Genomic DNA, 21602 nt, shown 5'->3' with positions numbered 1-21602 from the left:
ATTCAAGCTAAAAAACCTACGACCGAAACGCCGCATCCGCCAACATAGATAGTGTTGCATCATCCATCGGCGGATTGTGTAGTCCTGCTCTAACGTTTAAATAATAACGGTGAAGCGGATTTTTTTCTGATAAACTTTTTGCTCCTACAATGCGCATTGATTTATCCACTATGGATATCGCCGCATTTGTTACGGCGTATTTCACTGCCGCTAATTCTGCTTGCAGTGACAGTTTATCTTCTGCCTCATCGTATTTTTTCGCAATTTGATATAAAAAGACGCGAGCTTGCATAAGCTCGAGTTCTAATTCTCCAACTAATTTTCTAACATTCGGTAATAAACTAATAGAATGGTTTAAACTATTTGGCTTGTATGATCCCGCAAATTGAACTGCATAATTTCTTGCTGATTGTGCAATTCCTAAATAACATGCTGGTATATGTAGCAACCAGCCAATACCCTTTTGTTTTACTTTTCCGCCCTTCACATCCGTAAAAAAGCGGCTTTCTATCTCTACATTTTGTAAGACAAGGTCGTGGCTAGCAGTCCCTCTCATTGCAACGCTATCCCACGTTTCTTCAATAGATACACCGAGTGTATTTCTTGGAATGACAAACTCACCAACTTCTTCTTGGCCTTCCATACTTGCTGAAATAATAAAATAATCAAGTACTGGCGCCATCGTTGTAAAAGTTTTCCTTCCATTTATAACCCAATTCTCGCCTTGTTGAACCGCTATTGTTTCTGGTTTGCCGCCACGCGTCGGACTCCCTGTTTTCGGTTCTGTTGCTGCCCTGTTAAAGAGCGCACCATTACGTACTTCTTCGCAAAACCATTTGAACATCTCATCATTCCAAGAGTGATTTTCCGCTAGCTCCTTCACAATGCCAAGATGCCAGCCAATCGATAATGCAGTAGCTCCGCAGCCTTCCGCGATTTTCTCTTGAAATAAAACGAAGTCATATAAAGAAATCGCACTACCACCAAATTCCTTCGGTAACGTTAATTTCGTATATCCAATATCTTTCAAATCATTTATATTTTCATACGGAAATGATCCTAATTCACTTAGCTGATGCTCCCTTTCCATGAACTTCGGAATCAATTTATTTATTTTCTCAATAATTAAAGACTGTCCTTCTGTTTCAACAAATGAGAGTGCCATACTATAATCTCCTTTATCCCGCTATTTGCGGGCAATAAAACTCCCACCTAAAAATTCAGGTGAAGCAAAGGAAGTTAGGTGGGAGATCAACTGCCCGTAAACGCCCGATTGGTTCAACTAATAATCAGTGAGAAACCCACCCACTGATTAAAGTTTCACTTTATGCTCGATTCATAAACCGTTCATTTTGTCATTATGATTATATGAAGCTACCTCTCTATTGTTTCACTATTCCGATAAAAATACAATGTTTTTGACTAATAAGAAAAGTTCCTATTTAAGGATAGATCCTTTTCTTATATTAGTCCCCCTTCAATGCTTTTAACGGCAAAGAGGTTACATATCCAATATACGAGAATAATTCTTTAAAGAAGAATGGTATTTCTGTATCTAACGTTTTATATGCTGATGTCGGCGTTGGTGAAGCATACGCTTCAATATTAATATGTTTTGCGATTCTCATTGCGCGTTTCATATGAAGTGGATCACTTACAATCGTGTATGTTTGTATACCGTTCTCTATTCCAACTTGCTTCGCATTTTTTAAATTTTCTTCAGTGAAAAGGGATTTAGTTTCAATTAAAATATCTTCCTCTTTTACACCTTGTTTCATTGCATATACTCTTGCAGTACGTGCTTCCTCAAGTTCTGCCTCGAACTTTGTACCACCTGTAAAAATAATCTTTTTAATATTTCCGTTCCTATATAAAGAAATCGCATGATTAATTCTTTCTTTAAATACAGGAGATGGTTTTCCATTCCATGAAGCTGCGCCTAGTACGATACCAGCATCCGTTTTCACGTCATCATTTGCTTTAAAACGATAACTCCAAATATCGTAAGCTGCATAACTTACATATAAAATAGCAGAACAAATCATTAGTAAAAATACTTGAAAGATTCGTCTTTTCTTACTTTTCTTATTTTCTTTCATTTGTAATTGCCTCCGTACATCATCCATACTTCTATAAAAAACATTTATATCAAATCGTTTTGTTTGAGTTTATTTAAAAGAAGGAACTTTACTTGTTATTTATGTATAAAAGGGTTTTCATTTAAAATTGAGGATTATCAATTCATTTTCATTTGCGGTTTTCATTACATTTTTTAAATTCATAAGTTTATTACCATACAACTACATTGTAACGAATTTTTTCTCAGAAGGGAACGATGAAACAAAAGGAATTAAAATAAAGTAGCATTTTGTAAGAAAAAAGGTATATTTTTCATATCTCACGAACAATATACCTTTCAAAACACGAATTATAACTTTTCTTTATACAACTCTAATTTTTCTAACAATTGTTCTTTTACGCCTGGCCATTCACTCGAGATAATACTGTACACCACCGCATCTCTCACATAACCATTCGGTAATTTTCTTTCATTTCTAAGCACACCTTCTTTTACTGCGCCTAATCTTTCAATTGCTCGTTGTGCTTTTTCATTTCTTGTATCCGTCTTAATTTGCACTCTCAGCATATGCAATTTTTCAAAAGCATACTGAAGAAGCATATACTTACACTCTGTATTTATACTCGTACGTTGCACACTCGGATGATACCACGTTTGCCCTAACTCAACTGTCTTATCTTCTACTGAAATATTATATAAACGTGTACTTCCTACAATCTTATTCGACTGTTGATCTACGACTATGAAAGGTATTTGAGTACCTCTTCCGTAACCCTTTATCGCTTTTTGAACGTATTGTTGCATATCTTGCACACTATCCATTTTAGAGATTAAATACGCCCAAATATCCCGATTTCCTTCTACAATCGAAAACAAAGTTTCGACATCAGTATTATCCATTAACCGCAACTTTGCTCTTTCGTGAATAATTTCCATTTTTAAGCCCCCTTTGTTGTTACTATATCATAAGAATCAAAAACATATTATAAGAATAAAGAAATATAAAGAAAAGAATTCTTTTCAAATATATTCTTCTCGTATAAGGTAGGAAGACTCATCAGTAACCCTTAAAAAAGAATTTTTTTGATAATTTCCAATAAATTCTATATAATAATAAACGGGAGGGGATAATAAATGCTAGATCAAATTACTTGGGGAACGCCAGGCAGCTTATTATGCTTAGGATTCTTTTTTGCGGGACTAGGAATCTTCTTAAGAAGCGTTACGTCATATACGAAAAATAAATAAGAATATCCCGCTTTTAAACAAAAGAAGCCCTCTTTTTTACAGACGGCTTCTTTTGTTTAACTTTATCTTATTAAAACTTCAAAGCAACAAATAAGCAAGCGGCGTAATAATAAGTAACGTTAAAATCGTTCTCTGCACATACAGAATAATAAGTTCAGATACTTTTAACGGAATATCTGTTGATAATATACAAGGAATGGACGCAGAGAAAAACAGTATAGATGATACGGAAACAACTGCAATGACAAACTTTGTCACAAGTGGCGCACTTACAACTAATAATGACGGTAAAAACATTTCTGCAATACCAACGGATGCCGCTTTAGCAGCTAAGTCTGCTTCCGGTAATTGTAATAGCCATGTAAACGGATAGAAAATATAACTGATCCAATCAAATATTGGCGTGAACTTCGCTAAGACGATACCAATTAATCCTACTGACATAATGGATGGTAAAATTCCCATTGTCATAATAAATCCGTCTTTTAAATTCACTGCAATATTTTTCATAATGCTCGGTGCAGACTTTGATACTTCTAACGCATCTTCCCAAGCACGTTCTAACATTTTCTCTTTATAAACAGGCTCTGGAAACCCTTCTTCTGTTACATATGTATCTGGTTTTCTACTAAGGGGTGGGATTCTTACGGTGATAGCAGTCACGATGAATGTTACAACAAGTGTAGTCCAAAAATAAACATTCCATAAATGCATAATATCTAATGTTTTTGCGATGATGATCATAAATGTAGCGGATACTGTAGAAAATCCTGTAGCGATAATCGCCGCTTCTTTTGTCGTATACTTTCCTTCTTTATACACGCGGTTCGTAATAAGAAGGGCAAGCGAATAACTTCCAACGAAGGACGCAACTGCATCAATCGCCGATCTCCCCGGCGTATTCCATAATGGCCTCATAATCGGACGACAAAATGTACCGATAAATTCAAGCAATCCATATCCGACTAATAACGCTAAAAACGCCGAGCCAATTGGAACGAGCAGACTTACTGATATGACTAGCTTCTCATACAAAAACGGCCCAACATCTGGTGCAAAGAACCAAGCTGGTCCTACTTTTAAACAATATAATATACCAAAAACAACGCCAACTACTTTTAAAATAGAAAAACAAATGTCTACGATAGATGCATTCCATTTCTTCGTATAAAATGGATAAATCGCACCAATTGCCATAACAAATAATGCATAATAAGGTACTATGCCAGGAACGGAAGCCCTAATCCACGATACGATATGATCAATCATAATAGACGATGCACCGTTTATCGTAACAGGAACGAAAAACATAAACACTCCAACGAGACTAGCAAGTATAAACCGAAGAATAATCCCCTTCTCTCGCCCTGTCTTAATTACATTACTCTTTAATTCAATTTCACTCAAAATTCGACACCTCCTATTATCTAAATATTCTGTATAATTATGTTATATTCCTTCCATTTCTACTATTTAATCATATGAAAAAGCCTATTTTAAAATAGGCTTTTCTATTACCTCTCATAATCATCCACAATCACTTGAATGATACGATACGATTCTTCTGCTACTTTTTCATTACTATCCCTATTCGCATCATATGTAATTAACGCCTTCCAAAGTGCCCATCCTCTCGCTCTATTCCACGTCTCTTCATCCATGCGTAATACTTCTTTAAATACATTTCTACTATTTTCATCAAAAAACGTCCACGCCATCGCTGCATCACAAGCAGGATCTCCTACACCTAAAATACCAAAATCAATTACAGCACAAAGCTTTCCATCTTTAACGAGTAAATTCCCTGGCGCTACATCTCCATGAACCCAAACTGGCTTACGATCCCATGTTGAACTAAGCGCTAAATTCCAAAGGTGCTTTAATAATGCCTCGTCAAAAACATCCTTATTATTTTCAATAGCAACTCTCGCCTCTTCATCATATACAGATATAAGTCCGCCCCTGTAAAAATTATGTGTTCCAGCTAAAGGTCCGTTACTCGCATTAATAGATTGCAATTCTACTAAAAAAGACCCTAAGTCCGCTGCAAATTCATTTAAATCACGAACGTTTTGTTTCGTAATTGTTTCTCCCTCTATCCACTTATTAATAGACCAAGGCAATGGATACGCTTCAGACGGATTTCCTTTCGCAAGTGGGGTAGAAATCGGTAAAGAAAGCCCCTTACTTAATAGTGGTAACCACTTATTTTCTTTCTCTACTTGCGGTGCATATGCCACATCACTTGGCAATCTTACACTCATCTCATCCCCTAGATGAAATGTTCTATTATCATGACCACTAAACTTTACAGGTTTCACTTCTAAATGGGCCCATTCAGGAAACTGTTCCTGTATTAACTTTTCAACTAAACTTACGTTAATTGGATGCATTCACATTCTCCTTTTCTTTTGAAACTTACTAAGCCCATCCGTACTTCCAACATATTCAAACTCATTTTTCTTATAAAAATCATTCAACGTACGATTATGCCCCACGCAATCTAACTTCAAATACTCTTTATCACATTGCACATTCTCTTCTACCCACCGTAAAATCCATTCTCCTATTCCATTTCCCTTATACTTCCGTTTCACCGCAAATCTATGAATATATAATGAATTAGAAACTTCCTCTTTACCAAAAATATGTTCATCCCATTCATTTTGTTTAGGAGAAACTGTAACCGTACCAACTCTTTCATCTTCTTTCAGAACAACATATGTATATTTCTCTCTTATACATTCTAGTATTTCAGCCGTAGCTTCCTCTCCTAAAAGATACTGCCACTGATCCACTTCTTTATATTGTAGCCATTGTGCTACCTCTTTTAATAAAAGGATAATACTATCACTTTCATTTTCAGTAGCAATTCGAATTGCATATTCTTTACTTATATTTCTCTCCATATTGCCTTTCCCCTTTCAAATTGCTACCATACTGACAAACGAGTCCTTCCATCATTTTCATCTGTAATATATTCTACATAAAATCCTTGATTCACTGCGTTTTCATACATCATTTCAATCTCTTCTTGGTTTTTCGCATAAATTTGTATATACTCACCATCCGCTACTAATACGACTACTTCACACTTACTCTCCTTAAATTCTTCAAATGTTGCAATTTCTCCTATTACCTCTCCTTTTGGACATGCTTTTAGATCTAAAAATAAAAGATAATATATGTTATCTTTTATTAGCTTTTTTAATTCTGATCCTTCCATGATCTCGTTATCTTCTGAAAATAATTCTGGACCTAATTCATCCCCTATTATTATATAAGCTTCCTCCCTTCCCATGACTTGCCAATCAAATACAGTAATATCAATTGGCTTTAATACTTTCCAAAGTAAATTATCATATCCATCTAGAATATCTACTGTAATCCCTCTTTTCATATGCTTGCTCCTAACTTATTCATTTTCGTTTCATACATTATATATCAAATGTAATTACTATATTTTGTCGATACATATGTACATCATAAAAAAACCGCTCCACTACTAGCGAAACGGTTTCCTTCTGCTTATATTTACATATCTTATTCAATTGTTGCGCTACGTTTTAAAATGTTTTTTAATATATGCACCACATCAGTCGTTCATTCTTAATGCTCACTTCGACTTCACGAAGTAATATAAAAACCATACTGCATGATTTTGTTCATCCGCAGCTATTCTCCGTAACAACTCTTTCAAATGTGCATCCGATGTCTCATCTGAAATTTCCAAATAAAAATCTACTGTTTTTTGTTCATCTTGTATAGCGAACTCTAATCCTTGTAAATACGTATTTGGGCAGTCTTCAGTAATTTGTGGTTTTGGCTGCCTACCAGTTAAGTTCGTATAAATTTGTACAAAGTTTTGGAAATGCTTTATTTCATCATTACGAATTTCAAGAATTTGTTTTTGTTCTACTTGATTTGGAGCCATATTCGCTAATTTTGCATAGCAGCTTATAGCGCTATACTCTCCGTTTATAGCTTTTTCAATATCACTAATCAACTTATCATTTTGTCTATACCAATCATAATAATTCGAATTATACATCGTATCCCTCCATACTTTCGCTTAACATTTTATGCATTTAGAAATAGTAGGAGCCTGTGTATATAACGGGACGACTTTAGATTGAAAGTAAAGTTTGAGAAAAGGGTCTATTTTGCAAAGGAATTGCTTATTCATAAAGTGAAACTATAATCAGTGGGGATTTTACTACACGGCAAATAGCGGATAAAATATCACTATTTTTTTGTACGCTGTTGCTATAAATTCGCGAATGAATCAGGTTTCCAACCAGATGTGGTGTTGAGATGCGAAGCTATTATGAATCCAATCATATAACTAGGAGGTACCACTATGCCATCTTTATTTAAACCTATGGCCTTCCAGCTGAAAACCGAAAGACTTGAGCTTAGTATGTGGGAGGAATCCGATTCCGTTTGGCTGAGCAAATTAATTGGCGAACGTGGTGTGGACATTCCAGCCGTTGATTCCGTTCGTAACCGGCTCATTGAGATGCGCAAGAAGACAGAGGAAAATGGCATTTCCCTTCTCACTATTCGAAGGCGCAATGAAGGTGATTTCATCGGATACTGTGGCTTAATTATTGGACGTTCCACACTTGAAGAGCCAGAGATTGCATACGAGTTGTTCCGCAGCGCTCATGGTAAAGGTTATGCGACTGAGGCGGCATCTGTTGTGCTGGACGCGGCGATTGCTACTGGACGCCAAAGACTTTGGTCGACTGTAGGCGCTTGGAATATCGCTTCCCTCCGGGTACTAGAAAAGATAGGATTTAAGCGGCATCACAGTACGTGGGATGACGAACGTGGTGAAATTGTTTGGAACGTACGCGATCTTTAGAGATTCCGACTTAATTCTAAGGCGACAACAGCAGATACTCATTCTTCAGCTTTTAGATTTCATCACAAAAAAGCCGTTTCACTAATTTAGTGAAACGGCTTTTTTTTAAGCGTTCAATTCTGTTTTATGTCCTTTTACTACACTACGTTTGAATGCAGTTGCTAATATAGTAACCATACTTACTATACCAATCCAAACGAGTACAGTAACAGGTGTATTCCAGCTTAACCCTTTTCCGAAGAAGAAGATTTCTCTTAGGCCTTCAATCATAAATTTCATTGGTAACCATGAGTAAACCCAGTCTTGATAAAACGGAGACAACATCTCAGGTGCTAATGATAATAACGGTGCCCCGAAGAATAGTAATAAAGCGAATAAACCGATTCCTTTTAGCCCAACTAATGAAAGTACCGCAGATATCATTAAGAAGAAACTAAAAGAAGTAATGGATAAGAATAGAGCTGTATCCGTGAAGTTCGAAATATTTAATCCTACCATCCCATCTGCAATCCATGTAAGACCAAATCCAATTACAAGTGTCGCAATAGCTCCTGTTACGATTTGGTTTACTTTTAGCAGAAAGTTTTCTTTTCTTGAGCTTACTGCCATTTTACTAATCGCAATAAAAATAGTCGCTGCACTAGCTAAACTTGCAATCCATAACGGCTGGAATAATGATATTGGTGAGTTACCGTTCGCACTATTTTTGCCGACCTCATTCACATTTTTCACGTTCTTTACAATAGGTGTTACTAATTTCTCAGCTTGATCTGTTGTTACAGTAGCTCCTTTTGCTTTCAACCCTTCTAATATTTGTGTACGAACAGTATTGTTCATATTATCAACCACGCCATTTAATATTTGTCCTGCCATAGTTGATGCAGCCGTATTCATTCCTTGATTAATATATATTTCTATCTCGGGTGAAGATGGCTGTGGCGTTCGTAACGATGCTTGTTTTGCGCTAAATTCTTTCGGAATGACTAACGCTGCATAATACTCTTTATTATTTAACCCTTTTTGAACTGCTTCCTTATTTTTCACTTCTACCCACTTTACCGCAGGTTCTTCATCTGATTTCGATGATTTTTTCACCATATCAACAATTGTTTGCCCCATATTCATTTTCGATTGATTCGGAATTTCTACACCTTGATCCTCATTTACAATTGCAATTGGCAGGTTTTTCGGCTGAGGTTGAACTGTCGGGAATAATGTTAATGAAAAAATAAAAACAATAAGTAGTGCAATAACTGGTGATAAAAATAACAGTTTGTTTTTCAACATTCTCTTTTCTCCCCCTTTAACTTCAGTTACAATAAGCGGACAACGTGTTGTTTATTTATATTTTGAATTATATGTTTGAGTTAAGCCTTATTCAATAATCAAAAATCTCGAATGTGTCGGTTATAAGACACATTTTCTAAATGTGTTGAAAAAATAAAGGAGGGATATGCCTTGCGCGATAGTAATTTAGATTTACGCGTCATTCGTACGAAAACTGCCATACGAAATGCATTGGTGGAGCTAATTGAAGAAAAGGGTTTTGACGCCATTACAGTGAAAGATATTACAACGAAAGCAAACATTAATCGAGGTACTTTCTATGCGCACTATCAAGATAAATTTGATTTAATGACAAAATGCCAAGAAGAAATTATGCATGAGATGTCTAGCATTGCAAAAAAAAAATTTCCAGAAGTGATTGCGGATCTTGGATCAAATCCTTCCCCAACAATGCCGTTTCTACTTATCACTTCTATTCTTGAATTTCTAAATGAAAATAGTGGTTTTATAAAAGCTGTACTTAGCCCAAAAGGAGATTTATCATTCCAAACAAAACTGAAAGAGTTTATGTGGAAAACATTATTTGAAGATACGAACGGTCCTCTCATTAATAAGGAGAGTTTACTTGTTCCAAGCCAATACTTAGCTTCTTATATGGCATCTGCACATATAGGTGTCATCCAGCAATGGTTAAATAGCGGGCAAAAAGAATCACCTGGGGAAATTGCCCATATTTTATCAATAATCGCAGTTCATGGACCTTTTTATGCAGCTGGCTTAAAGAAATAAGCCCGCTTGCTTAGTGATTTCTATCATTTTATTAATAACTTGAAATTTATGTTTCTGTAAAAAAAGCTGTTGAAAGGACTCCCCTTCAACAGCTTCTACATTATTAACGATATAAACGAACTGCACCTGCAGAATTATCATCTGCTTGTCCAACTACTTCAAATTTCAATCCAAATTTCGGTAATTTACGTCCTGCATCTGGGATTAAATCATTTATATACAATTTAGAGTCATCAAACTTCGTTACACCTGGTAATCCTTTGTAATCATATGTTCCGCGTGTTGGAGATACGACTTTCCATGCTGGCGTTTGGTTAAGGGAGAACGCAGCATCTGCGATTTGGAATCGTGTACTATTTTTAACAGTTGGTTTTCCGTTTAGCGTTCCAACAATTGCCTCTGGGTGAGAGTCAACAACTCCTAAGAAACCTTCAATTACAAATGACAAAATTTTTCTGTTTTTCCTTTTTGCCTACTTGCTAAATTCAGCAATTAAAACGTTTTTAAAAGACTCTGGATTATTAATGTTAAAACTGTTCGAATTGATAGCAAGTGTATGTTTGCCTCCAAGTGTTCCACCAGCAAAAGTGGAAAACCCTAGAACGCCACCTCTGTGTCCCCATACCGAGACACCATTCGGAAGCTTAATTTCAAGGATTCCAAGACCATATCCGGTTCCCTCTCTATTTGTAGGAACTGTAGTAAGCATTTGTTTTAACTGCTGTTCCTTCAGTAATTTACCACCTAGTAAGTAAGAGAAGAATTTGTTTAAATCGTCAGCAGTAGAAATCATATCTCCATCCGAGCTACCTGGGTTAATATAAGTAACGTCTTTTAGCTCACTCGCTCCGTCTAGTTGCAAATAGCCACGGGCATGCTTGGTGCCTGGAATCACACTTGAATTACCAGGTAGAAATGTATTTGACAAATCAAGCGGTTCAATAATTCGGTTTTCAACCTCTTCCGCATAACTGTTGCCAGTTACTTTTTCAATAAGAATCCCCAGTAATACGTAACCTGTGTTTGAATAAGACCAACCCTTTCCTGGTGCAAAATCTGGGGGAAGAGAAATCCCCATTTTGACGAATTCTTCAGCCGTATACGATTTTTTTGTATCCATAATATCGAAGTCTTTTGAATTTATATAATCAGCAATACCACTTGTATGATTCAATATTTGACGGATAGTAATCTGGTTACCATCATATCCGTTTCCTTGAATAACGCCAGGTAACCATTTTTCAATGGAGTCGTCTAGATTCAAACGGTTCTCTCCAGATAATTGAAGTAGAACTGTTGCAATGAACGTTTTCGTCACACTGCCAATGCGAAAGCGAAAATCTGCTTTCATTGGTTTCTTAGTTCTCAGATCCGCTATCCCAGCGGTATAACTCCAAGTTTTACCACCCTTAGAAATTTGAGCGAGTATTCCCGGGTATCCAAGTTGCAGTTCATCTCGTATTGCTTTCTTAACGGAAGTACGATCGCTTTGCGTACTTGTTTGTAACGAACTAGATACATTTTGCGTAGGTTCTGCTTTTACAACTGATGTTGGTGTTATGTATAACAGGGAACTTCCACCTATTAAAAGTGCTAGACTTGCACATGTAATTTTACTGCGTGTTTTCATAAAGAATTCCTCTCTTCTATTAAAATTGTATAGATAGTTGATAGAAGTGTCATATACGAACCACACAGCTATCCATTCTCCAAATGATGAAAAGGCAACAATGCATTTGCAATCATTGTACTCATTATTTTCACAAAACACTCTTGTTACTGATTGTTTGTTTTATATGTAGGCCGTAATTGTTCCCCCCTTCACGCCTCCTTATATTTTTATCCTACACAATGAAAATCTCTTTTTTCTTACCTATTCCTTACAAATTCCTTACATTCAAAATCACTTGTACACTAGGGTTGAAGTAGCATCTGTGCCCGAAAGCGCAAAAAACACCGATGCTTTTCGCTTCAGTGTTTTTTGCGCTTTACATATTGAAGATTCATTTTACTCTTAACAGGTTAAATTGCTGATTTTTTCTAATACGATTATTCTTCTTACTATATAAAACAAATTTCATAGTATTATATGAAACACTTCTCAAGTTGTCATTAAGGCACATTATTCTAAATTTATTAATGTAGTTGAGATGGACTCACTTTTTGAATTTGAACGAGTATATCAAACGCTTTACCTAATGATATATCAATAGTTTTTGGTATATCAGGCCCTTCGGTAGTTATTCCAGCGAAAATTGGATGTTGTTCGTTTAACCAAGTTTTTGTCACGCCGTTCGCCTTACGTAAATCAATAAAAAATTGATCTTTTTTCACCTGTCCAAAAATGTAGTTATAACTGTTTGGATCATCCGATTTTAATGTTCCGTATGGGCCGAATTCACCATTGCTATTCTTGACATTGTATTGTCCTTCATAAACTGACGTTCCAATAGATACGTACCGTTTTCCGTAATATTCTGCTAAATGCTGCCCAGCTACTTTAGGGTATATAAAAGAAAGCATATTTGTTTTCGAAACGTGTCCATTATGTCCCCATACAATGGTTTTTCCTAAATGTTCTTCGGTCCACTTCGCATTTTCATACATTGCAATATCATGTTTCAAATAAAAATCCGATGGTTTATCAGGAGGTGACGCTAACATTGTAGTAAACTGTTCAATAATACGAGCATTTTGTTTTATCCATGCAAACTCTTTAGATTTTCCATTTAAATAACTTTTATTTTCTTCTAATAAAGCACTAATTTGTTTAGCATCTGAAATATACTTTTCTTTTTCTTCTTTCGTAAGGCTTTCAAAAGCATTCATATCCTTTGTTACAGGAATAAGACCTTTTATCTGCTCTTCTACTCTAGGCAATAGTTTTGAATTGTTCGCTTTAATATATTCTATTATATTATTATAAACATTCTCGTTTACTGATTGAATGTCCATCCCGATGATACGTACTTTAGATTTATGTTTTGGATTAGCATTATATTGCCGAATCCAATCAAGTAAATCTAGCATTTCTTTCGTCTTAAATACAGGTGTTAGATGTTGGCTTGGGTTTCCCTTACCAGTAAGAACATATCGATCAAGTTCCAAGGCCCTGTCCCATCCCTCTTCTAAAACTAGATTGGTAAAGCCCTTTTCAGATACTAAATAATTAACAATACGGTGTTTCATCGTAAAAACTTCATGAGCCCCATGCGTAGCTTCACCTAGACCTACAATTGAAGCTGAACCTACCATATTCTTAAGTGGTTTCAAATCATTAAGAGGTGCAGTTGGATTAGTTGTTTTTAAAGGCTTTGCATGTGCCTCTAACCATTTTGCTATTTGATTTGTATTGTAGGGAGCTGTAACAGAAACCTTTGTTTTCGAATCTGCATAAGTATTTCCTACAAAATGAGTCATTGTTATAGCAGAAGCAACAATTGCAATAATTATTTTCTTTTTCATAAAAAACCTCCTGAAATATTTACTTATAGCTTTTTGACATACTCTGCCAACTTCCATTTAAAACATTCATTTTCTTATTACTGTTCAGATACATTTATTCTAGTTCCTAAAACTCACTTATTTCTTAATAGGTTCTTAAGAAATTCTTAATTCACTTATACGAATATAAAACTACATAAGCTTCAATCCATTGTAGTGTAAACTCCTCATTGCATAACATCATAATGTATAGATATTCGTTATAAATGATGTTATCTAAAGTATTCAATTTCAGTATGTATTATTAACGTAGTTAATATATGGTTAATATGAGGTTCCAAATTTTGATTGTTTGTAGTCTCTTTATCATAGAGTTAATTTAGGGGTTATTTTTTGTTCACTTCATTTTTTTCGGCACTCTGCATCTAGACAGTATACGCATTGGTCACAGTTAGACTATTTCAAATCAAAAAAATAGATTACCTGTACACTAAAAAGTATAGCGCACAGATAATCTAGTTGTTTTTGAGATTAATAAAAGACTAATTTATTTTTTGAATTCTTCCATCAATAATAGACTGAATTGGTTCTTTTGATTTTTTTATATAATCTACTAATGCTTCAAAATCAGTTGGTCCTGTTTCAGCATCTTTACCGTTTTTAAAGGATACAAATCCATCTCCACCTGACGCTAGAAATGCGTTAGCAACGACGCTGTAAGTTTTAGATGGAGTAATTTCTTCTCCATTTGTTAAGCGAATACTTGTTACTTTTTCTCCATTAGGCTTGTTCGCATCCCAAGTGTATTGGATCCCTGAAATTTGAAGCATTCTTGTTATATCTTTTTGCCATTGTTGATTTAAAATATCACGAATGTCTTGACCTGTTAAATTTACTTTTATTAATTGATTTCCGAATGGTTGAATACCATATATCTCTCCCCATGTAATATCACCAGCATCTAAGTCATTACGAATACCACCAGGATTCATAAGTGCAATTTGGGATTGCATTGTTGCACGCTGGGCATCAGCAACCAAATTTCCCAGAGTAGATTCACCAGCCGTATTGAGTTTGCGATCTAGTGGAGCAATAGACTTACCTACAACTTCATTAACAAGAGGTGCGATTTTTGCTTGATATTTCTCCATCTTCTTCTTTATTTTTTTATCAGGCTCCATGCCTTCATGGTAAGTTGTAACAATTTCTGCTTTTTTCTCAACAATATCTTGTGTCTTACGATCAATCTTTACATCAACATCAGCAAAAGCCATACCATATGAATTTGCTTGTACGACAAGTTTATTATTAACAGTTCCATTTACATAAGTGTGGCTATGCCCACCAAAAATAACATCGACTTCTGGATCAGTCTCATTTGCTAATCGGACGATATCACCATTTGTTACGCCGTTCCCATCTGTTATACCTCCGTTATGCGCAAGAACAACGATAGATTTAACGCCTAGTTTTTTTAATTGCTTTACGGATTTGTTAATAGCTTCAACTTCATCTGTAATTTCTACATTCTTTAGCATAGTAGGCATAACAAGGTTAGGAACATCTGTTGTCACGACTCCAATAAAGCCAACTGGAACTCCTTGTACCTTTTTTATAGTGAATGGTGGTAAAAATAAACGACCGGTGGATTTATTATAGAAATTCGCAGCAACATATGGGAATTTTGCTCCTTTAAAATTACCTGTTTTCTCATGGTATCCACCATAAATAAGACGATGCATTTCCTCAACACCTTCATCAAATTCATGATTTCCTATCGTTCCAACATCGAATTTCAAATCATTTAGAAATTCAATTGTAGGTTCGTCTTGTAATAATGCTGAAACAGGAGTACTTGCTCCAACAACATCTCCAGCATGTACCTTTAATGTATTTGGATTTTGTTTTTCACGATCACGTAAATAAGCCCCTAAGTACTCAATTCCCCCTGCATCTTTATTGTTAATTTTTTTTACAGTGTCTAGTTGCCCATGAAAATCGTTAATACCGAGCATTTGTACATCTATGTAGCGGTTTTGTTCTGTACTCGCTTGGATTGAAGGCGCAGCAAATACACTAGTAAAAGTAACTGTACTTAATGCTAAAGCAACTGGAATGATTTTTTTCAACATAAAATTTCTCTCCCCTAATTAAAATCTGACATAATACGATGTTATTTTAATATATTAAGAGAATTATTTCCATAAAAATTCTACCAATTATAAAAATTAATAAGATTTTATTGTTTTCTGACAAGATATTTCTTCCTCAAAAAAATGTACATTTCTTTGTTTTGAGGATTATTCAAAATATTATCTTGCTAGTAATATAACAATACTTCTAAGAAATCTAAAAAACTCTAATCAATATATTTTAGCTGTTAAGAAGAGTATTCAATCCAAAATTAATAGGGATTTATCAACCTAACATCTCAATATCACCATTTAAAAAGATGCTCCTGGATTTATCCAAGAGCATCTTTTATAAAGCTTTATTTTTTACTTGTTTATAATTTATCAATTAACAATTATATAGTTGTAATCAGTCATTTAAAAATAATAGGAGTGCTTCATTAAATTCTTTAGCATGCGTTGCATTTAGCCCATGTGGACCACCCTTTATTAAGGCTACTTTAGAATTAGGAATTGCTTCATGTGTTAATTTCCCACTATATTCATATGGTACAGTTGCATCAGAATCACCGTGAATAATAAGAGTAGGTATATTAAACTTCTCCAAGTCTTTTCTAAAATCTGTCTTACTAAAGGCGGTAATACAATCAAGTGTTCCTTTAGGTGATGCACTGGCTGCAATATCCCAATTATATAAACGGAATGGCTCACTAACTAAATCTGTTCGATTACCAGCCGCAAAAAATCCCTTAGTAAATTCATCAAGAAATGCAAGGCGGTCATTTATCACACCACTTTTGAATGCTTCAATTGTTGCATCATCTAATGCCCCTTCAGGATGATCCTCTGATTTGTATAAATATGGAGGTACTGCTCCAGCAAAAACAGCCTTTTCAATACGATCTGTTCCATACGTACTAATATACCGGGCTACCTCGCCTCCACCCATAGAAAAACCAACAAGTGTGACATTTTGAAGCTCTAAATGTTCTAATAGTTGATGTAAATCAGAAGTAAAGGTATCATATTCATACCCTTCCCACGGCTGAGATGATTTTCCAAACCCTCGACGATCATACGTTATAACTCTGTATCCAGCCTCAACAAGAGCTGGAACTTGGTATTCCCAAGATCGACCACTTAACGGCCAGCCATGAATTAGTACAACTGGTTTTCCTGTGCCATGATCCTCATAATATATCTCAATTGGTGCTTGATTTTCGGTTCCCACAGTAATTTTAGCCATGCTTCTACCTCCAAAAAGTATTCTAATATGTATCCTTTTCTTCAATAATCCGGATGAATCTCACAATCTATTTATGCACGTTTATGTTGTGAACTCTAAGTATGAAACTCTATTGTTCCAATGCATTCATTTTCTCCTTTTGGAACAATCCCCCCTCTAATACCTTTTTCATCATAAAATAATTACTGAACATTACTCATATTCAATTGTAATAACAAAAATAGGTGACTATCAATATTGTTCTATCTATAGGATGTATAGGTAAAACCAATCTATTTTATAGTGAAAACAACTATAGTTACGACCTATACAAATTATAGAAAATTTAGAATTGATTAATGAATCAGTTTTCAAATACTATAAATTTGTATAGCACTTCATGTTCTATGAATGCTGCTATGACCAATATTATTGGTCAGCTTAGTTATAAACGAAGAAACTTATGATAGTATTCGACTATTTAAACTTTCTTCGATTACTTAATTTTTAGGAGGAATACATAATGACTGATCTCTATTCTCGTATTAACAAAGATGATGCTGTCGTTCTTTTAGTAGATCATCAAACTGGTCTTATGTCCGGACTAGTACGTGACTATGGTGTTGATGAATTCAAGAACAATGTTTTAGCTCTTGCTCATACTGCTAAGTTTTTTGATTTACCAGTTATTTTAACAACAAGTTTTGAAAACGGACCTAACGGACCTTTAATGCAAGAATTGGTTGATCTCTTTCCTCATGCACCAAAAATAGCTCGACCTGGACAAATTAACGCATGGGATAATGATGATTTTGTAAAAGCAATCGAAGAAACTGGAAAAAAGCAACTTATCATCGCCGGCGTAGTTACGGACGTTTGTGTTGCTTTCCCTGCACTTTCCGCTATAAAAGCTGGATATGAAGTATTTGCTGTTACTGATGCTTCAGGAACTTTCAGTAAACAAGTTGCAGATGCTGCAAATACTCGTATGGCACATAGTGGTGTGCAACTTATGAACTGGTTTAGCGTAGCTTGCGAATTACAACGCGATTGGCGCAACGATGTCGAAGGTTTTGGCAATTTGCTTGCTAGCAATCTTCCAGGCTATCAAAATATAATTGGAAGCTATATGGGCGCGCAGCGAGATCTTAGTAAACAAAATGCATAATAGCTTTTCTTTCAAAAAACTAGATAGTATACATTTAGTGCTGATTAAATCAGCACTCTCTTTTAAATTAAAAGGTATAGCAAATATTTTATTTTTACGATTACAGGTTTAATTAACAGAAAATATATTTTTTCAATAATATTAATTTTAAACAATTAAAAAAGGAGCTGTTTATTATGAGTAATTTAGAATTGTTAAATCCGGAGAACAGTGCATTAATTTTAATTGATTTTCAACCTCAAATGACTTTTGGAGTTGCAAGTATTGATAGACAAACATTGATTAATAACGTTATGCTGCTTGCTAAATCAGCAAAAACTTTTAACGTACCTACTATTCTTACTACAGTTGAAACACGCAGCTTTTCTGGTTATTTTTGGCCACAAATTCTTGATATATTCCCAAACCATGAAATTATAGAACGTAGTTCAATGAACTCTTGGGAAGACCCGAAATTTGTTGAGGCAGTTAAAGCAACCGGTAGAAAGAAATTAATATTTGCAGCACTTTGGACTGAAGTTTGCCTTGCATTCCCTGTGCTTGAAGCAATTAAAGCTGGCTATGAGGTGTATGCAGTTGATGATGCTTCAGGTGGTACTAGTTTGACAGCACATAACGCTGCTATGCGTCGTGTAGAACAAGCTGGTGCAATTCCAGTGACAGCAATTCAAGTTTTACTTGAATACCAACGTGACTGGGCACACAAAGACACTTATGATGCTGTAATGGAGATTGTAAAGGAACACACTGGTGCTTATGGTCAAGGTGTAGAATACGCATATACTATGGTGCATGGCGCACTTCCAAGCAGGAAAATATGAAACAAGAAGGAGTAGCTGTCGAAGAGACTTATACAGGGAACACGATGGATGCTGGCAATCCAGTAACAACGATTGTTACATGGGAAATTCAAGAAGGTAGAGAAAAACAGTTTGAAACATGGAGACATGAAATTGAGGCTGCGGCTACTAAATTCCCAGGACATTTAGGTGTAAATCTAATAGTCCCAAGTAACGAATCCAGAGAGTATACTGTTATTTTTCGCTTTGATACGTATGAGCATCTACGTGCTTGGCAAGAATCAGATGTTCGCCGGGATTTGTTAAAAACGGCCGAGCAATTTCAAGCCACTAATCCAACTTACAAAACTGAAAGCAGTTTGGCTTATTGGTTTGTTACTCCGAAAACGCCAGTTCCACCTCCAAAATGGAAAATGTCTATCGTTACCCTTCTGGGTGTATGGCCTCTTAGCATGTTAGTTCCTAAAGTGATAGGACCTATTATAAAACATATGAATCCTATTATGTCAGCTTTTTTTGTTTCTGTATGTATAGTTTCCTTGCTATCATGGGTAGTCATGCCGATTTTCGGTAAATTATTTCATCCATGGTTACAAAATAATAGAAAGTAGACGAGGTGTGAACATGAATTTACCGGATATGATCTTATATAACGGAAAAATTACTACCCTTGACCCATCTCAGCCTGAGGTATCTGCTATCGCCATAACTGATGGTTTAGTCACTGCAGTAGGTGGAGATGAGCTTCTTAATAGTGCCACGGAAAAAACAAAAAAAATAGACCTTAAAAGAAAGAGAGCTATTCCAGGCCTGAATGACTCCCATATACACGTGATTCGTGGTGGTCTGCATTATAATATGGAATTACGTTGGGAAGGCGTGCCATCACTTTTTATTGCTCTAGAAATGCTCAAAGAACAGGCAAGGCGTACACCTGCTCCTCAGTGGGTAAGAGTAGTTGGAGGTTGGTCTGAATTTCAATTTAAAGAGAGACGGATGCCAACATTAGAAGAGATTAATGCTGTTTCTGAAGACACGCCTGTCTTTGTGCTACATCTTTACGATAGAGCACTTGTAAATCGTGCAGGGCTACGTGCACTGGGATACACGAAAGATACCCCAGACCCTCCAGGCTGTTTAATTCAGCGGGATAAAAGAGGTAATCCAACAGGCCTTTTAATTGCTAACCCTAACGCTTCTATTCTTTATTCAAGTTTGGGTAAAGCTCCAGTACTTAATCTTGACGACCAGATTAACTCAACTCGCCATTTTATGCGTGAATTAAATAGATTAGGTATTACAAGCGCCATCGACGCAGGTGGTGGTTTCCAAAATTACCCTGATGACTACAAAATTGTTGAACATTTAGCCGAGAAGGAACAATTAACTTTGCGTATTGCTTATAATCTATTTACGCAAAATCCTAATCATGAATATGAAGACTTTGCTTCATGGGCAAAAATTGTTTCTCCTGGTCAAGGAAATGATAAGTATAAAATGAATGGTGCCGGAGAAATGTTAGTATTCTCGGCAGCCGATTTTGAAAAATTTCAAATGCCACGGCCCGAACTAGCTACAGTAATGGAAGCCGACTTAAAGAAAGTAATTTCTCTATTGGTGGAAAACCGTTGGCCATTCCGTTTACATGCAACTTATGACGAGTCAATCACACGTTTCTTAAATGTATTTGAGGAAGTTAACAGAGAAATTCCTTTTAATGGGCTACGCTGGTGGTTTGATCATGCAGAAACAATCTCAGATCGTAGTATGGAACGTGTTAAGGCTTTAAATGGCGGTATTGCCATCCAAGACCGCATGGCTTTTCAAGGTGAATACTTTGTTGACTTATACGGAAAGGAAGCTGCAAAGCATACTCCTCCGATTTATCGTATGTTAGATCTTGGTATACCTGTTGGCGCCGGTAGTGATGCAACCAGGGTTTCCAGCTATAACCCTTGGGTCGCTCTTTACTGGATGGTTGCCGGAAAAACCATTGGTGGTCTTTCCATATACGATGAAAAAAATAAACTTGATAGAAAAGTAGCCCTGGAATTATATTCAAAAGGAAGTGCGTGGTTCTCTGGTGATGAAGGTAAAAAGGGAACCCTTGCAGTAGGTCAGTTTGCTGATATTGCTGTATTGTCTGCTGACTACTTTACTGTGCCAGAAGAAGAAATCAAAGACCTTGAATCATTACTTACCATTATGGGTGGGCAGGTTGTTTATGGAAATGATGAATTTAAAAATTTATCACCTGAATTGCCGCCAGCATCACCTGATTGGTCACCGACGGGCGTTTATGGTTATGGTGGTGCTAACCTAGCAAACACTATACTTTCTCACGATTCCCATGATAACAAGTTACATAGTTGTAGTAACCCTCTCCATCAACACACTCATACCGTAATAGGAAAAGATGGAACTAAATGGGGGATTGGTTGTACTTGCTTTGCTTTCTAAATCAAAACCACCGGTATAATGCCGGTGGTTTTCTTTCTACAATAAGGATATGTAGATTCAAAATAGCAGTGTATATCCCTACATGGAATCTGTTACTATGCG

The 21602-nt window shown here is 35.8% G+C and carries 19 protein-coding genes and 1 pseudogene; 6 read left to right on the top strand and 14 right to left on the bottom strand.

Going from position 1 to position 21602, the window contains the following annotated elements; translation table 11 throughout:
• Positions 1-16 precede the first annotated feature (16 nt).
• The 8 genes from CQ064_RS27675 to CQ064_RS27640 all read right to left on the bottom strand — a co-directional run bounded on the left by CQ064_RS27675 (position 17) and on the right by CQ064_RS27640 (position 7379).
• Positions 17-1165: an acyl-CoA dehydrogenase family protein gene (locus tag CQ064_RS27675; RefSeq protein WP_001218377.1), complete on the bottom strand. Its 1149-nt coding sequence runs from the start codon at positions 1163-1165 to the stop codon at positions 17-19.
• 301 nt (positions 1166-1466) lie between these two features.
• A complete protein-coding gene (locus CQ064_RS27670) occupies positions 1467-2099 on the bottom strand; it encodes a YdcF family protein (protein WP_000662218.1) in 633 nt (210 codons plus the stop codon).
• 329 nt (positions 2100-2428) lie between these two features.
• A complete protein-coding gene (locus CQ064_RS27665) occupies positions 2429-3016 on the bottom strand; it encodes a GNAT family N-acetyltransferase (protein ID WP_000402588.1) in 588 nt (195 codons plus the stop codon).
• A 390-nt stretch (positions 3017-3406) separates the two neighbouring features.
• A complete protein-coding gene (locus CQ064_RS27660) occupies positions 3407-4735 on the bottom strand; it encodes a YjiH family protein (RefSeq protein WP_001289415.1) in 1329 nt (442 codons plus the stop codon).
• Between the two features lie 107 nt (positions 4736-4842).
• Positions 4843-5721 carry an aminoglycoside phosphotransferase family protein gene (locus tag CQ064_RS27655; protein ID WP_000553366.1) on the bottom strand — a complete coding sequence of 293 codons (879 nt, stop codon included), beginning with the start codon at positions 5719-5721 and terminating at the stop codon, positions 4843-4845.
• A complete protein-coding gene (locus CQ064_RS27650) occupies positions 5722-6237 on the bottom strand; it encodes a GNAT family N-acetyltransferase (RefSeq protein ID WP_000440751.1) in 516 nt (171 codons plus the stop codon).
• A 23-nt stretch (positions 6238-6260) separates the two neighbouring features.
• Complete coding sequence (locus tag CQ064_RS27645; protein WP_000820196.1) at positions 6261-6728, bottom strand: DUF2691 family protein; 468 nt, start codon at positions 6726-6728, stop codon at positions 6261-6263.
• 216 nt (positions 6729-6944) lie between these two features.
• The gene (locus CQ064_RS27640) at positions 6945-7379 is read right to left on the bottom strand and encodes a ferritin-like domain-containing protein (protein WP_000282835.1); all 435 of its coding nucleotides are present in this window, start codon (positions 7377-7379) and stop codon (positions 6945-6947) included.
• 309 nt (positions 7380-7688) lie between these two features.
• Here CQ064_RS27640 and CQ064_RS27635 point away from each other — a divergent pair, with 309 nt between their 5' ends.
• Positions 7689-8195 carry a GNAT family N-acetyltransferase gene (locus tag CQ064_RS27635; RefSeq protein WP_001139521.1) on the top strand — a complete coding sequence of 169 codons (507 nt, stop codon included), beginning with the start codon at positions 7689-7691 and terminating at the stop codon, positions 8193-8195.
• 105 nt (positions 8196-8300) lie between these two features.
• Here CQ064_RS27635 and CQ064_RS27630 read toward each other — a convergent pair whose 3' ends face one another.
• On the bottom strand, positions 8301-9482 hold the full coding sequence (locus tag CQ064_RS27630; protein WP_000916717.1) for a YhgE/Pip domain-containing protein: 1182 nt from the start codon (positions 9480-9482) through the stop codon (positions 8301-8303).
• A 171-nt stretch (positions 9483-9653) separates the two neighbouring features.
• Between CQ064_RS27630 and CQ064_RS27625 the strand changes: the two genes are divergently transcribed.
• Complete coding sequence (locus tag CQ064_RS27625) at positions 9654-10271, top strand: TetR/AcrR family transcriptional regulator (protein ID WP_001205675.1); 618 nt, start codon at positions 9654-9656, stop codon at positions 10269-10271.
• Between the two features lie 103 nt (positions 10272-10374).
• On the opposite strand, the pseudogene CQ064_RS27620 reads toward CQ064_RS27625, so the two are convergent.
• The 5 genes and pseudogenes from CQ064_RS27620 to CQ064_RS27600 all read right to left on the bottom strand — a co-directional run.
• A pseudogene (locus CQ064_RS27620) lies at positions 10375-10701 on the bottom strand (peptidase M6); the annotation flags it as partial.
• Positions 10702-10743: 42 nt separating this feature from the next.
• A complete protein-coding gene (locus tag CQ064_RS27615) occupies positions 10744-11901 on the bottom strand; it encodes a serine hydrolase domain-containing protein (RefSeq protein WP_000857803.1) in 1158 nt (385 codons plus the stop codon).
• 506 nt (positions 11902-12407) lie between these two features.
• Positions 12408-13736 carry an erythromycin esterase family protein gene (locus CQ064_RS27610; protein WP_000726839.1) on the bottom strand — a complete coding sequence of 443 codons (1329 nt, stop codon included), beginning with the start codon at positions 13734-13736 and terminating at the stop codon, positions 12408-12410.
• 521 nt (positions 13737-14257) lie between these two features.
• On the bottom strand, positions 14258-15847 hold the full coding sequence (locus CQ064_RS27605; protein ID WP_000913775.1) for a bifunctional metallophosphatase/5'-nucleotidase: 1590 nt from the start codon (positions 15845-15847) through the stop codon (positions 14258-14260).
• A gap of 409 nt (positions 15848-16256) precedes the next feature.
• Positions 16257-17093, bottom strand: a complete 837-nt coding sequence (locus CQ064_RS27600; RefSeq protein WP_001074311.1) for a bromoperoxidase — start codon at positions 17091-17093, stop codon at positions 16257-16259.
• A 502-nt stretch (positions 17094-17595) separates the two neighbouring features.
• Between CQ064_RS27600 and ycaC the strand changes: the two genes are divergently transcribed.
• The 4 genes from ycaC to CQ064_RS27580 all read left to right on the top strand — a co-directional run bounded on the left by ycaC (position 17596) and on the right by CQ064_RS27580 (position 21500).
• The gene (gene ycaC / locus CQ064_RS27595) at positions 17596-18240 is read left to right on the top strand and encodes an isochorismate family cysteine hydrolase YcaC (RefSeq protein ID WP_000131213.1); all 645 of its coding nucleotides are present in this window, start codon (positions 17596-17598) and stop codon (positions 18238-18240) included.
• Between the two features lie 176 nt (positions 18241-18416).
• Positions 18417-19061: a hydrolase gene (locus tag CQ064_RS27590; RefSeq protein WP_000067162.1), complete on the top strand. Its 645-nt coding sequence runs from the start codon at positions 18417-18419 to the stop codon at positions 19059-19061.
• On the top strand, positions 19058-19651 hold the full coding sequence (locus CQ064_RS27585; protein ID WP_000806856.1) for an antibiotic biosynthesis monooxygenase: 594 nt from the start codon (positions 19058-19060) through the stop codon (positions 19649-19651). Before CQ064_RS27590 ends, CQ064_RS27585 begins: the two co-directional genes overlap by 4 nt.
• Before the next feature lie 13 nt (positions 19652-19664).
• Positions 19665-21500 carry an amidohydrolase gene (locus CQ064_RS27580; protein ID WP_021036127.1) on the top strand — a complete coding sequence of 612 codons (1836 nt, stop codon included), beginning with the start codon at positions 19665-19667 and terminating at the stop codon, positions 21498-21500.
• Positions 21501-21602: the final 102 nt, after the last annotated feature.

This window comes from Bacillus sp. MYb78 (genome assembly GCF_002975115.1).
In the GTDB taxonomy this organism is placed as follows: Bacteria; Bacillota; Bacilli; order Bacillales; family Bacillaceae_G; genus Bacillus_A; species Bacillus_A cereus.
This window is presented reverse-complemented; position numbering and strand designations above follow the sequence as displayed.

Bases quoted from the DNA above. Each gene is read 5' to 3' on its own strand.
- CQ064_RS27675 (WP_001218377.1), bottom strand. From the start codon at position 1,165: ATGGCACTCTCATTTGTTGAAACAGAAGGACAGTCTTTAATTATTGAG.
- CQ064_RS27580 (WP_021036127.1), top strand. From the start codon at position 19,665: ATGAATTTACCGGATATGATCTTATATAACGGAAAAATTACTACCCTT.
- CQ064_RS27590 (WP_000067162.1), top strand. From the start codon at position 18,417: ATGAGTAATTTAGAATTGTTAAATCCGGAGAACAGTGCATTAATTTTA.
- CQ064_RS27670 (WP_000662218.1), bottom strand. From the start codon at position 2,099: ATGAAAGAAAATAAGAAAAGTAAGAAAAGACGAATCTTTCAAGTATTT.
- CQ064_RS27630 (WP_000916717.1), bottom strand. From the start codon at position 9,482: ATGTTGAAAAACAAACTGTTATTTTTATCACCAGTTATTGCACTACTT.
- CQ064_RS27600 (WP_001074311.1), bottom strand. From the start codon at position 17,093: ATGGCTAAAATTACTGTGGGAACCGAAAATCAAGCACCAATTGAGATA.
- CQ064_RS27650 (WP_000440751.1), bottom strand. From the start codon at position 6,237: ATGGAGAGAAATATAAGTAAAGAATATGCAATTCGAATTGCTACTGAA.
- CQ064_RS27665 (WP_000402588.1), bottom strand. From the start codon at position 3,016: ATGGAAATTATTCACGAAAGAGCAAAGTTGCGGTTAATGGATAATACT.
- ycaC (WP_000131213.1), top strand. From the start codon at position 17,596: ATGACTGATCTCTATTCTCGTATTAACAAAGATGATGCTGTCGTTCTT.
- CQ064_RS27605 (WP_000913775.1), bottom strand. From the start codon at position 15,847: ATGTTGAAAAAAATCATTCCAGTTGCTTTAGCATTAAGTACAGTTACT.
- CQ064_RS27585 (WP_000806856.1), top strand. From the start codon at position 19,058: ATGAAACAAGAAGGAGTAGCTGTCGAAGAGACTTATACAGGGAACACG.
- CQ064_RS27645 (WP_000820196.1), bottom strand. From the start codon at position 6,728: ATGAAAAGAGGGATTACAGTAGATATTCTAGATGGATATGATAATTTA.
- CQ064_RS27615 (WP_000857803.1), bottom strand. From the start codon at position 11,901: ATGAAAACACGCAGTAAAATTACATGTGCAAGTCTAGCACTTTTAATA.
- CQ064_RS27640 (WP_000282835.1), bottom strand. From the start codon at position 7,379: ATGTATAATTCGAATTATTATGATTGGTATAGACAAAATGATAAGTTG.
- CQ064_RS27655 (WP_000553366.1), bottom strand. From the start codon at position 5,721: ATGCATCCAATTAACGTAAGTTTAGTTGAAAAGTTAATACAGGAACAG.
- CQ064_RS27635 (WP_001139521.1), top strand. From the start codon at position 7,689: ATGCCATCTTTATTTAAACCTATGGCCTTCCAGCTGAAAACCGAAAGA.
- CQ064_RS27610 (WP_000726839.1), bottom strand. From the start codon at position 13,736: ATGAAAAAGAAAATAATTATTGCAATTGTTGCTTCTGCTATAACAATG.